Source organism: Gilliamella sp. ESL0250, assembly GCF_013345045.1.
Taxonomy (GTDB): domain Bacteria; phylum Pseudomonadota; class Gammaproteobacteria; order Enterobacterales; family Orbaceae; genus Gilliamella; species Gilliamella apicola_H.
Window position 1 is genome coordinate 61,397 of record NZ_JAAEDV010000015.1, and the last position, 12,528, is coordinate 73,924.

At 34.9% G+C, this 12,528-nt stretch carries 13 protein-coding genes; 5 read left to right on the plus strand and 8 right to left on the minus strand.

Annotation, left to right across the window (positions count from 1 at the left end; all coding sequences use genetic code 11):
- Positions 1-84: 84 nt before the first annotated feature.
- Positions 85-1,461 carry a nucleotide 5'-monophosphate nucleosidase PpnN gene (ppnN, locus tag GYY69_RS11210; protein WP_174797754.1) on the plus strand — a complete coding sequence of 459 codons (1,377 nt, stop codon included), beginning with the start codon at positions 85-87 and terminating at the stop codon, positions 1,459-1,461.
- 98 nt (positions 1,462-1,559) lie between these two features.
- Here the strand turns inward: ppnN and radA are convergent, their stop codons facing one another.
- The 4 genes from radA to GYY69_RS11230 all read right to left on the minus strand — a co-directional run bounded on the left by radA (position 1,560) and on the right by GYY69_RS11230 (position 6,825).
- Positions 1,560-2,939 carry a DNA repair protein RadA gene (radA, locus tag GYY69_RS11215; protein WP_174797755.1) on the minus strand — a complete coding sequence of 460 codons (1,380 nt, stop codon included), beginning with the start codon at positions 2,937-2,939 and terminating at the stop codon, positions 1,560-1,562.
- 9 nt (positions 2,940-2,948) lie between these two features.
- Positions 2,949-3,923: a phosphoserine phosphatase gene (gene serB / locus GYY69_RS11220; RefSeq protein WP_174797756.1), complete on the minus strand. Its 975-nt coding sequence runs from the start codon at positions 3,921-3,923 to the stop codon at positions 2,949-2,951.
- 235 nt (positions 3,924-4,158) lie between these two features.
- Entirely contained in the window at positions 4,159-5,448 is a 1,290-nt protein-coding gene (gene rsmB / locus GYY69_RS11225) for a 16S rRNA (cytosine(967)-C(5))-methyltransferase RsmB (protein ID WP_174797757.1), read from the minus strand.
- Positions 5,449-5,481: 33 nt separating this feature from the next.
- The gene (locus GYY69_RS11230) at positions 5,482-6,825 is read right to left on the minus strand and encodes a Na+/H+ antiporter family protein (protein ID WP_174797758.1); all 1,344 of its coding nucleotides are present in this window, start codon (positions 6,823-6,825) and stop codon (positions 5,482-5,484) included.
- 174 nt (positions 6,826-6,999) lie between these two features.
- On the opposite strand from GYY69_RS11230, the gene GYY69_RS11235 reads away from it, so the two are divergent.
- From GYY69_RS11235 to GYY69_RS11250, 4 genes are all read left to right on the plus strand, one after another.
- Complete coding sequence (locus GYY69_RS11235) at positions 7,000-7,872, plus strand: shikimate dehydrogenase (RefSeq protein WP_174797759.1); 873 nt, start codon at positions 7,000-7,002, stop codon at positions 7,870-7,872.
- Between the two features lie 113 nt (positions 7,873-7,985).
- Positions 7,986-8,750 (plus strand): type I 3-dehydroquinate dehydratase, encoded by a 765-nt coding sequence (gene aroD / locus GYY69_RS11240; RefSeq protein WP_174797760.1) that lies wholly within the window; start codon positions 7,986-7,988, stop codon positions 8,748-8,750.
- Between the two features lie 203 nt (positions 8,751-8,953).
- On the plus strand, positions 8,954-9,370 hold the full coding sequence (locus GYY69_RS11245) for a hypothetical protein (protein ID WP_065637487.1): 417 nt from the start codon (positions 8,954-8,956) through the stop codon (positions 9,368-9,370).
- A gap of 151 nt (positions 9,371-9,521) precedes the next feature.
- Positions 9,522-9,875 (plus strand): hypothetical protein, encoded by a 354-nt coding sequence (locus GYY69_RS11250; protein WP_174797761.1) that lies wholly within the window; start codon positions 9,522-9,524, stop codon positions 9,873-9,875.
- 674 nt (positions 9,876-10,549) lie between these two features.
- On the opposite strand, the gene GYY69_RS11255 is transcribed toward GYY69_RS11250, so the two are convergent.
- The 4 genes from GYY69_RS11255 to GYY69_RS13205 form a co-directional block, all read right to left on the minus strand.
- Positions 10,550-11,164 (minus strand): hypothetical protein, encoded by a 615-nt coding sequence (locus tag GYY69_RS11255; RefSeq protein ID WP_141673026.1) that lies wholly within the window; start codon positions 11,162-11,164, stop codon positions 10,550-10,552.
- Between the two features lie 68 nt (positions 11,165-11,232).
- On the minus strand, positions 11,233-11,598 hold the full coding sequence (locus GYY69_RS11260; protein ID WP_174797762.1) for a hypothetical protein: 366 nt from the start codon (positions 11,596-11,598) through the stop codon (positions 11,233-11,235).
- Between the two features lie 261 nt (positions 11,599-11,859).
- Positions 11,860-12,225 carry a hypothetical protein gene (locus GYY69_RS11265; RefSeq protein ID WP_174797763.1) on the minus strand — a complete coding sequence of 122 codons (366 nt, stop codon included), beginning with the start codon at positions 12,223-12,225 and terminating at the stop codon, positions 11,860-11,862.
- A gap of 216 nt (positions 12,226-12,441) precedes the next feature.
- The gene (locus tag GYY69_RS13205) at positions 12,442-12,522 is read right to left on the minus strand and encodes an integrase core domain-containing protein (protein ID WP_141670356.1); all 81 of its coding nucleotides are present in this window, start codon (positions 12,520-12,522) and stop codon (positions 12,442-12,444) included.
- Positions 12,523-12,528: the final 6 nt, after the last annotated feature.

Here is a 12,528-nt window from a genome sequence, read left to right on the forward strand (position 1 = left end):
ATTGAAGTTATCAACTTTACTTATTCAATCAGTTTGAGTATATAATGGTCGCCTTGTCGATAAAAACAACAAATGGAGGTTGTAATGATCACCCATATTAGCCCATTCGGATCCATGGATTTACTTGCTCAAGCTGAAGTCGATATTTTAAAAAAATCAGCCAATAGCGAGCTTTATAAATTGTTTAGAAATTGTTCATTGGCCACGCTTAATGCTGGAATTAAGACTGATAATACAAAAGATCTATTAGATAGATTCCAGTCTTTCGAAATTAATGTCATTAGTAAAGAGCGTGGCGTTAAATTAGAATTAGTTAATGCACCAGAAAGCGCTTTTGTTGATGGGCGAATTATTCGTTCGATCCAAGCCAATTTGTTTGCTGTATTACGTGATATCCTTTTTTTAAATAGTCAAATCAGCGCTGTTAAAGAGCTTATCTCTAATATCAAATTTGAAAGAGATCATTCGTTTTATATTACAAACTTGGTTTTTTCAATTTTACGTAATGCCAATGCACTCCATGTGGGGGAAGAACCCAATTTAGTTGTCTGCTGGGGTGGGCATTCCATTAACGAAAACGAATATTATTATGCTCGCCAAGTGGGAATGCAATTGGGCTTACGTGAGCTGAACATTTGTACCGGTTGTGGTCCTGGTGTGATGGAGGCACCAATGAAAGGAGCAGCTGTTGGTCATGCTCAGCAGCGCTATAAAGACAGCCGCTTTATTGGTATGACCGAACCATCAATTATTGCAGCGGAACCGCCTAATGCGCTAGTGAATGAACTAATCATTATGCCTGATATCGAAAAACGCCTTGAAGCTTTTGTGCGCATGGCGCATGGCATTATCATTTTTCCTGGTGGACCAGGTACTGCCGAGGAGTTACTTTATATTCTGGGTATTTTATTAAACCCAGCCAATCAGCATCAAACACTTCCTCTTATCTTGACAGGACCTAAAGAATGCGAGGACTATGTTGCATCAATAGATAATTTTATTCGTAGCACATTAGGTGATGAGGCAACCAAGCTTTACCAAATCGTGATCGACTCACCCGAACAAGTGGCACGTATTATGAAAGATGGCGTTAAACATGTTAAATCTTCACGCTTAAAAACCGGCGATGCTTATGGGTTTAATTGGCTACTGAAAATTGATGAATCTCTACAACATCCTTTTGAGCCAACGCACGCCAATATGGCGTCATTAAATCTTCATCGTGATCAACCAGTGGAACTATTAGCCGCTGATTTGCGCCGTGCGTTTTCTGGTATTGTTGCTGGTAACGTAAAAGAGTTTGGTATGAAACAAATTAGCGAACATGGTCGATATAAATTACAAGGTGATATTGAAATTATGCAGCAACTTGATAATTTATTGCGTAGTTTTGTTAAACAAGACCGAATGAAATTACCAGGGGGAAGTGCTTATCAACCTTGCTATGAAATTTGTTATTAAAATAAGGTTAGTCACAAATTTAATCGAAAATACATCCAATCTTATCCGCCGATAATCCTCGGCGGAGTAATTTTAACAATTGATAGTTAAGATAGTTTTTAAAAATCACCTAAAATATCTAACGCTTCAGAAACTTTTTTAACGGCAAAAATCTGCATATTTTCGGGTTTTTTCTTTGGCATATTGGCAATAGGTACAATGGCCTTTTTAAACCCATGTTTAGCCGCTTCAGAGATACGCTCTTGTCCGCTTGGTACCGGCCGAATTTCGCCACCAAGACCAATCTCACCGAAAATAACAATATCTTGTGGTAGCGGACGATTGCGAAAACTGGATACCAGCGCTGCTATCAATGCTAAGTCAGCACTAGTTTCAGTAACTTTAACGCCCCCTACAACATTTACAAAAATATCTTGATCGGCCATTTGTAATCCGCCATGCCGGTGCAATACCGCAAGCAATAATGCTAGTCGATTTTGATCTAATCCAACCGTTACACGTCTTGGATTACCATACATAGAGTGATCGACAAGTGCTTGTATTTCAACCAGTAATGGTCGGGTACCTTCCCACAATACCATAACCGAACTACCCGGTAGCATCTCATCACCACGGCTTAAAAAAATTGCTGATGGATTACTAACCTCTTTTAGACCTTGTTCTGTCATAGCAAACACGCCCAGTTCATTCACTGCTCCAAAGCGATTTTTATGACTGCGTAGCGTTCTAAAACGAGAATCAGCATCACCATCTAATAAAATTGAACAGTCAATACAGTGCTCAAGCACTTTTGGCCCAGCTAGTGAACCATCTTTGGTTACATGCCCAACCATAATAATGGCAATTCCTTTCGTTTTAGCAAACCGCGTTAAATAGGCAGCTGTTTCGCGAACTTGTGCAACACTACCGGGGGAAGATTGAATATCAGTAAGGTGCATCACTTGAATAGAGTCAATTACCATAAGTTTAGGTTGTGACTGTTCGGCAAGCAGGCAAATTTGCTCAATGCTTGTTTCGGACAGCATATTGATATTATCAGCCGGTAAACCCAAGCGATGTGCACGCATCGCAACTTGTTGAAGTGATTCTTCACCTGTAACATAAAGTGTATTCATTTGTGATGAGAGCTTACTCATGGTTTGCAGTAACAACGTACTTTTACCTGCACCAGGATTCCCCCCAATTAAAATTGCACTACCCGGTACGACGCCACCACCAAGCACACGATCAAATTCTGAAAAACCCGTTGAAAATCTTGGTAGTGCCTCTAAACTGATTTCGGATAATTTTTGAATTTTAGCCTGCCCAGCACCACTACCCGCATACCCCGTTAATCGGTCATTACGCGATGATGCGCTAGCAAGCCTAACTTCGGTAATGGTGTTCCAAGCATGACATGAGCTACATTGCCCTTGCCAACGCGGATAGTCTGCGCCACAATCATTACAAACATAAGCTCGCTTTACCGCTTTTGCCAATTTAATCTCCTAACCTTCACTTAATAAACTGGTTGATAAAATGCACCATAAACCCGTTAAATCAGCATAATTAATACTGATTCTTGCCTTTTCAACCACTTTGGGTTTGCCATGATAGGCAACGCCTAAACCCGCTATACGAATCATCATTAAATCATTGGCTCCATCACCAATTGCCACCGTTTGTTCAATGGGGATATTGAGTGTTGTTGCTAATTGTTGTAATGTCCTTGCTTTATATTTTGCATCAACAATTTGGCCATTCACTTTACCGGTTAACTTGCCATGTTTAATTTCTAACTCATTGGCATAGGCATCAACTAATTTTAATTTTTGCTTCAAGTGATCAGCAAAATAGGTAAAACCACCCGACACAATAGCAACATGCCAATTTTTTTTGTGCAATTCTTTTACTAAATAGGTCAAACCAGGCGTAAGGGGTAAGTTGTCTTTTACTTGCTGTAAAAGATCCTGATGTGCACCTTTTAACGTTGCCACACGTTTGCGCAAACTCGTTGCGAAGTCAAGTTCTCCACGCATCGCTTGTTCGGTCAAGGTCGCAACTTGCTGCCCGACACCATACAATTTAGCCAATTCATCAATACATTCTAGCTTAATCGCCGTTGAATCCATATCCATTACCAATAAACCTGGGGAATGGAGTGTAGGTAAATTGTCAATTGGCGAAACATCGATACCTAATGTTAATGCAATACTTTTAGCTTTTTTGGGCATGACACCGGCAATGCGAACAATCTGATAGGTTTTGATTTTCCATGATGATACAATCACCATAGGCATAGCAAGTTGATCTTGGAATTTTGATAAGACTGTTTTATTTAATTTTTTACCATAAATAATCCAACCTGTTTTACCTGCATTATAATCTAAAGGAACCACTTCACAACCATTTAATGAAAGTGGTAATCCTTGCCAATATTGGATATTTTCAGGTAAATCATTGTAGGTGAGCGTGTAAGCCATATTAGAAAGTCTTCAGAACATAAAACAAGCCCAAAATTTACCATAACTACTACAGATTGTCCAAGTTAGTCTTTCGTTATTTTTCTACTTGCTTTTATACTAAAACACCATGTTACCTGAAACTTTTTGACAAAATAAAGATTAAACTTGGCACGTTATAGTTTGGGCTAGTCTATTTATAGTCACCAATTGATAAATAACAATAGACTTACTTAATTAAACACAAGCAAATTAATTACACTTTCTTTAATACTGCATAGAAAAAGCCATCACCACCATTTTCAGTAGGTAAAAATTGTTTAAGATCACCTTGTAATTTAGCGCGGGTGTTTTCTTGTAAAAAACGCTCTATTTGTAATTTATTTTCGTCTGGTAGAATGGAACAAGTGGCATACACCAAAGTACCACCTGTTTTTAAATATGCCCAAATGTTATTTAAAATCGCATATTGCAATGCAGTTAATTGTGCTATATCGCTATCTCTTCTTAGCCATTTTATATCTGGATGTCGGCGAATAACGCCAGTTGCCGAGCAAGGGGCATCAAGCAAAATCCGATCAAATTGTTGTCCTTCACACCATTGTTCTGGAGTTAATCCATCGCCAACTTTAACTTCGGCATGTAGGTTTAAGCGTGTTAAGTTTTCGTGAATGCGCTTAACTCGGCTGGGATCAATATCAACGGCTAAAACTTGTGCTTTTGGGGCAACTTCTAAAATATGTGTGGTTTTACCACCAGGCGCTGCGCACATATCCAAAATATACTCGCCATTTTGTGGTGCTAACAAATAAGCTGCATATTGAGCAGACAGATCTTGTACCGTAACAGCACCATTATCAAAATATGGTAATTTAGTCACATTCACAGGCGAGAATAATCGCAGTGCACAAGGTAGCTCAGCAAAGGTGTCAGACTCAATTTGTTGCTCAGCAAGTAATTGTTGGTACTCAGTGACTGTATATCGATTAAGATTAACCCGTAACCACATTGGTGGCTTTTGATTATTAGCATTGACAATAGCCTGCCACTGCTGTGGATAGGCTTGTTTAAGGCGGGCTAACAGCCAACTTGGGTGTAATGATTGCTGGTTTTGTTGTTTGTTATCTTGCGTAAATTTTTGTTGTAATGAGGTTTGCTGGCGTAAAAATTCGCGTAATACGCCATTGATTACCCCCTTAAGTTGTGTCTTTTTCAGTGTGTTGACAGCATTCACTGTTTCGCCAACTGCGGCATGTTCTGGAATTCGGGTATAAAGAATCTGGTAAATTCCCACTAACAATAGATAGTGCAAAATTCTATTTTTACCGGTTAACACTTTACTCATTAAGGTGTGAATATAAAAATTAAGTTCTGGCAATACTCGCATTACACCAAAACAGATCTCTTGCACCAATGCTTTATCTTTATCGGCTATTTTATGATTTAAAGTTATCAATGTAGCGCTTAATGATTGACCTTCTTCTAGCACATTAAAAATAGTTTGTGCACAAATAGCTCGAATATTTTGATGTGATCGATTATTCATAATGATAGTGACCTAAATTCAACAATATGCTGATTATAAAATTAATGATCCAACCCAACCGGCAATAAATAACGGAATATTAAAATGGGTAAATGTTGGGATAACGCTATCGCGAATATGGTCATGTTGCCCATCATGATTTAGCCCTGAAGAAGTGGCTAAAATGGTATCTGATGGTGGCGATCCTGCATCACCGATTGCACCAGATGCGCCAATTAAACATACGGTTGCAATTGGCGAAAAACCAAGCTGTACACAAAGAGGCACATAAACTGCAGCAATGATAGGAACTGTCGAAAATGACGAGCCAATACCTAAGGTAATAATCAGCCCAATCAACATCATAACAAAAGCAGCAATTACTTTATTGCCGGCAAATAAAGTCGCGCTATGAATCACAAGTGGTTCGATTTCATGAGTCTGTTTTAATACTTCGGCAAAACCTTGTGCTGAAATCATCACAAAACCGATCATTGCCATCATTTTGATACCATCAGTAAAAACGCCATCCGCTTCGCCCCATTTAATCGAACCCGATACAATAAAACAAATAAAACCAATTAAAGCGCCTAAAATCATTGACCCTGTATAAAGTTGAACAGTAAAGGAGAGAACAATGGCTAATAATGAAATAATTAGTGAGCGTTTATTCACATTGTTTAACGCATCTAAATTCGCCTCGCCTCGAATAATTTTATATTCTCGGGGTTTACGATAACTGACGAAAATAGCCCATAATAAACCCATAAACATACCTAACGCTGGAATCGCCATTGCATGCATCACATTAACATGGCTAACATCCATGCCAGATGCAGTAATATTTTTTAATAATATTTGATTTAAAAAGATATTCCCAAATCCCACCGGTAAAAACATATAAGGCGTAATTAGCCCAAATGTCATAATACAAGCAATCATCCTTCTATCGAGCTGTAATCGCGACATCACATATAAAAGTGGCGGAATTAAAAGTGGAATAAAGGCAATATGAATAGGAATAACATTTTGTGAGGAAATACTAACTAACGCAATAATGACTATCAAAACCCATTTAATACGTTTTTTCGCATCGCTTGAGGTAAGCTGCTTGATCGCTTTATCTGCCAATAATTCAGGTAAGCCCGATTTTGATATTGCCACTGCAAATGCACCTAACATCGCATAAGAAAGCGCAATATTTGCCCCATTGCTGATCCCAGTATTGAATGCATCAATGGTTTCTTTCAACGATAAATGGCTAAATAGCCCACCAACAAATGCACCAATAATTAAGCTAATAACGACATGAACACGGCAAAGGGACAAAATTAACATACAAATTACCGCAACCACAACTGCATTTATTGACGAGAACAAATCAAGCACTGTATTCATAAATAGATTCTTAGTTGAGAAGCAAAGCTTATTATTTTAGGTGATAGATATTGAAAGTGCAATCAATAGTGTATACTCACTTCTTTTTAATATACAAAACTAAACGCGTGTTGCTAAAGAATATTAAAAATAGAAAGCCTTATAGGCAAATAAGGCTATTGTGGAGTGCGGTGAATGAGAAATAATATAGACGGACATTTTTTATTAATTGGTTTAATGGCTTACCCTATTCGCCATAGTTTATCCCCTCAAATGCAAAATACCATTTATGCTAAATTGAATGTACCCTATGTTTATTTAGCATTTGAAGTTGATCAAGAAAAACTGCCTGATGCAATTAAAGGAATTCGGGCATTGGGTTTACGTGGTAGTGCGATATCTATGCCTAATAAACAGCTTGTCTGCCAATATCTTGATAAGCTAACACCAGCTGTCGAATTGAGCGGAGCATGTAACACTATTTCAAATGATAATGGGGTCTTAACTGGTTATAACACTGACGGAATGGGTTATATGCGTATGCTTAAAGAAGCCAACATTAATGTGATAGGAAAAAAAATAACTATCCTTGGTGCGGGTGGCGCTGCGACAGCTATTGTGGTACAAGCTGCGCTTGATGGTGTAAAAGAGATCACCATCTTTAACCAAAAAGATGAATGCTATGCCAAGATCGAAGCGGTTGCAAAAAAATTGAATCAAAATACCCAATGTCATGTGCGTGTTATCGATCTAGCTGATAAAGATCAGCTACGCCAAGAAATTGCAACGAGTGCGGTTCTTTGTAATGCAACAGGTGTTGGGATGAAACCATTAGAAGGACAAAGCTTAATTACTGATCCAACAATGTTAAATCCTGATCTTGTTGTTACAGACTGTATTTACAGCCCACGTAAAACAAAACTACTCGAAATAGCTGAACAACAAGGCTGTAAAACATTAAATGGTATAGGTATGATGTTATGGCAAGGCGCTGCGCAAATAAAAATTTGGACAGGTGAAGATGCCCCTATTGAATATGTGAAAGAACAAATGGGCTTTAATGATTAGTTGAACTAAGTGTTATTACATTACATCAACTTTTTTTACTCTTTTGTTTTATTTGATATAACCCATAAAATAAAACCCTATAATAAACGCATCGACGATTAACAGGATATAAAATGAAAACAGTCACTATCAAACAACTTAAGATCGGTTTGGGCGCGCCCAAAATTATTGTGCCAATTGTCGGTAAAACTAAAGCGGAATTAATTGATGAAGTTAAGTTTTTACAATCTATTGATTTTGATGTTTTAGAGTGGCGTGTTGATCACTTTACGAACGTTGATAATATCAATGCAGTAAAAGAGATGGCAAAGACAATAGGCGATTTATTACCGAATAAACCTCTTTTATTCACCTTTAGAACCGCAAATGAAGGTGGTGTCAAACCATGGCCATTAACATCATATATTGAATTAAACAAAGAAATGGCTTGTAGTGGACTTGTCGATTTGATTGATGTCGAATTATTTATTGGCGATGATTACGTAAAAGATATGATTACTGTTGCACACAAAAACCAAGTATTTGTTGTTGCATCAAACCATGATTTTGAAAAAACACCCGCTAAAAGCGATATCATCTATCGATTAAGAAAGATGCAAGACCTTGGTGCCGATATACCTAAAATTGCCGTCATGCCACAAACAACTAATGATGTGTTAACCTTGCTTGCTGCAACAACTGAAATGAACGAAAAATACGCCACAAAACCCATTATTACCATGTCGATGGCCGGTCTTGGTGCTGTTAGCCGTATAGCAGGTTCAACATTTGGCTCAGCAATGACCTTTGGTGCTGCTAAAAATGCATCAGCACCCGGTCAATTAGATGTCAAACAATTACGATATATTTTAGACGCATTATATCAAAGCCACAGTTAATCGCTTAAATCACTAGGTTACGGGCTGTTGATCTTCTACTTTTACAATAAACGAACGCATTGCAACACACTAGAAGGTATTTTATATCGAATTTGAATACCATAGCTATGGTTATCATAGGTACAGTCCCATTTGATGAGCTTCAACGAATAAAAAGATATAATTGCAGACAGACACGTATTTTTGACATATGGCATTAACATATGAACATATTATTTTCGACATATACCAAGTTTTTTGATATTGAAATTGAGAACAATAAGGCAGTTGAAATTAGAAAAGCGATTATTCATAATTTTAGAAAGCCTTTTATAAAACAAGATATGCAAACCCATGGTCCGTTGTGGAATCAATACATGGCGCCCCAAGGAGCAATGGATATTCGCCATCTTGATATGGATATAAATATACAGGGTTATATACTAGTTGATGGAAAAGGAAAGAATATGCAGCTATATTTATCTTCTTTAAAAAATTTTTTATCTTATCTTGAAAATAGACGTGATGGTTTATTTCCGGCTACTTATTTTGTTAATAAAGATTTTACCTTTTGTCTTGGCGAAAATGGCGAAAGAGGAACAATGAAACCTATTTATGTATATAAAGGAATAAAAATCTAAACAAAATCAGGATAACGTATTTACCCACTAAAACAGAGTCTGCCAAAGGGGAAAGATATATGGCACCTTAAGAAATAATAACAGGCTTTTATTAATGATGTTTATTAGGTCAGTCTCAAACGTTACATTCTTCGTGGAGCTATTTGTCAATATGTATTGCGATTTCATCGATGAAAAAAAGGCATTTGCAGATTTAAAAAAAATAATGCGCTTATGGGATATAAATGATAATTCACAGCGGTTAATGAATTTATTCTTTGAGCAATTAGTACGTTCTAAATGGGATAGGCACAGAATATATAACTTTGCTTTTGTATATATAAAAGATAACTTATCTGATACGGATTATGATGATATACCTGAAGCTGCTTTTGATTATTTAGCGGATATAGAATCATCGATTATTGGTTATTGTAGCTATGATTCATTTTTGAAAATTCCTGATGAGCCACAGAATAAAAATGAACTAATAGCTTATGTTAGAGGTCAAAAATGGAAGAATTGATGTATCTATAATAACTTTTATTTAAAGTTAGCTGGAATATGTTTAATTTACTCATTCAAATTCCAATTCTTGGTGTGATAGATGTATTCATCACACATATTGCCACTTAAGGTTTAAATTATTTACTCGGTATAAAAATACATCATACTAAAATATTTGTATCAATAAATCCAATCTCGAAAATATTTACTCTCATTTTGTATTAATTTCAAATTTTCTTTTAACTCTTTTACGTCTCTTAATTCTTCTGCTTCACGAGGTAAGTTACGAATTAATAAATTTGCATTTTTCATTAATAGTTTAAACAAATGATTGGAGCTATTGCACCGCTATATACTATTTCGTGTTTATCATACCTATTATTTATAAATCTGATACTACAAATTTTATTAACTAAAAAAACTCAAAATAGAATGGTCCATCCATAAAGATAAAATGGACTATGTTCTTTTGTTGAATTTTATGAGCTTCTTTTAACCACCAGTTTAATATAATTACTGTGAAATCGTCCCATTTTTCGTCTGGAAAGCAAATATCTCCGATTTGAAAATATATTTCCGAAAATACTTGAGTTGATATTTTACTTTTTGATACACGAATAGTATCAGAAGTAATTATTAAATTAATCATTATAGTTACACAATCCAAAAACTGTATATTCTATTTTAAAAAATTTATTTTAACTTGCTTAGCTTCAAAATTATTTCTTTATAATCATTTTTATAAAAATCATTTTTAGCTTTATTATACATTTCTTCAAAAGAAGCGATAAATAGATCTATATAGTTATTTGGAATGGATTCATTACGATTTAAAATCTTTTTTATTTCAATGTAAAAATTTCTTTCTGATTTCGCTTTAGGACTTATATTTAGAATTGATAATAGGTAATCCCATTTTTTGTTGTCCTTATAAAACTGAGGAAATTCAGTAATAAATAAAGAAACATAGTAATCAATTTTCTTAATAGTTTTTAATTCATTGAAAAAATCAAAAAAATCATTTAAAGGAGGCAGGCTATATCGTTCTATCATATTACCTATACAAGATACTATATTTATAATGGTTTCTTTGTTTAAATTTTCATTTTTATACAATTGGATTAATTGTTCAGCTAATGAGATATCAGTAAAAAACTTTTTATAATACAAAGAGTATTCTTTTCTAGTAAGTTTTTCTAAATCAGATATCAGCTTTGATAGCGCTATATAATCATTTCCTCTATCCCAAGTTTTAATTTTGTAAGTAAGAATCTTTAAAAGATCAAGATTTTTTTCTAATTGAGTCACTAGCATGCACCTATACCAGTAAACTTACCATTATTTTTCACACTCATGATATTTCCTTTAGGGAGTATTTAATTATTTCGCTCACTCAGTGGAGTAACTTCGAAAGGCGCCCAAATTGGCCGTTCCCATTGTATGAAATTATTAGTTAGGATTTCTTTTATATAACTTTCAAATTTAGAATTAAAGTATTTATCAGAAATTATTGTTATTTCAAAGGTATAATGTTCATCGCATAATAATTCACTAAGCCTATCAATTTTGTCAATAACAGCAATACTAAAATTATCCAATTCAGCTCTAGCAATATAACGACCTTTTTCATCTTTACAGGATAATTTACATTTAAATGCTTGTTCTATCTTAGCCAGCATTTCTTTAAATGAATTATTATTATCAACTAATACAAAAGTTAACCATCTTTTATGTATATTCATCTAACTCTCCATCTTACAAGCCCAGTTTAATATTAGAGCCCATACCCATCCCGCCATTGTTGACATTAAACCTTTATTAACTTAATTACTATTAGCATTGTCGTAGCTCTTTATCCTACATACATTTAATTATAGAACCAGCTTCTATGATTTTATTTTTAGTAATATTTAATTTCATATCTACCTATTACATTAAAAATATGATCATAAGTACTAAGTATTACACGTTGCCTTCCTTTTTTACGATCCTTGTCAACTAAATTAATTATTTCGCTCACTCAGTGGAGTAACTTCGACAGGAGACCAAATTGACCGTTCCCATTGTATGAAATTATTTGTTAGGATTTCTTTTATATAACTTTCAAATTTAGAATTAAAGTATTCATCAGAGATTATTGTTATTTTAAGTGTATAATGTTCATCGCATAATAATTCACTAAGCCTATCAATTTTGTCAATAACAGCAATACTAAAATTATCCAATTCAGCTCTAGCAATATAACGACCTTTTTCATCTTTACAGGATAATTTACATTTAAATGCTAGTTCTATCTCAGTCAACATTTCTTTAAATGAATTATTATTATCAATTAATACAAAAGTTAACCATCTTTCATGTATATTCATCAAACTCTCCATCTTATAAGCCCATTTTAATATTAGAGCCCATATCCATCCCGCCATTGTTGACATTAAACTTTTATTAGCTTAATTACTACTAGCGTTGTCGTAGCTTTTTATCCTACATACATTTAATTATAGAACCAGCTTCTATGCTTTTATTTTTAGTAATATTTAATTTCTGTAAATACCCCAAACCTAGTACACAACTCACGTAGAAAATCATGCTGCTTGTTTTAGTGTTTTATACTCAATCGGTGTCATGTTATTTAACGCCTCATGCGGTCTTTCGGTATTATAAATCGTTAA

Excerpts from the sequence above, each read along its gene's own strand:
- ppnN (WP_174797754.1), top strand. The coding sequence starts at position 85 with ATGATCACCCATATTAGCCCATTCGGATCCATGGATTTACTTGCTCAA.
- GYY69_RS11230 (WP_174797758.1), bottom strand. The coding sequence starts at position 6,825 with ATGAATACAGTGCTTGATTTGTTCTCGTCAATAAATGCAGTTGTGGTT.
- rsmB (WP_174797757.1), bottom strand. The coding sequence starts at position 5,448 with ATGAATAATCGATCACATCAAAATATTCGAGCTATTTGTGCACAAACT.
- GYY69_RS11245 (WP_065637487.1), top strand. The coding sequence starts at position 8,954 with ATGAACATATTATTTTCGACATATACCAAGTTTTTTGATATTGAAATT.
- serB (WP_174797756.1), bottom strand. The coding sequence starts at position 3,923 with ATGGCTTACACGCTCACCTACAATGATTTACCTGAAAATATCCAATAT.
- GYY69_RS11250 (WP_174797761.1), top strand. The coding sequence starts at position 9,522 with ATGTATTGCGATTTCATCGATGAAAAAAAGGCATTTGCAGATTTAAAA.
- GYY69_RS11235 (WP_174797759.1), top strand. The coding sequence starts at position 7,000 with ATGAGAAATAATATAGACGGACATTTTTTATTAATTGGTTTAATGGCT.
- GYY69_RS11265 (WP_174797763.1), bottom strand. The coding sequence starts at position 12,225 with ATGAATATACATGAAAGATGGTTAACTTTTGTATTAATTGATAATAAT.
- aroD (WP_174797760.1), top strand. The coding sequence starts at position 7,986 with ATGAAAACAGTCACTATCAAACAACTTAAGATCGGTTTGGGCGCGCCC.
- GYY69_RS11260 (WP_174797762.1), bottom strand. The coding sequence starts at position 11,598 with ATGAATATACATAAAAGATGGTTAACTTTTGTATTAGTTGATAATAAT.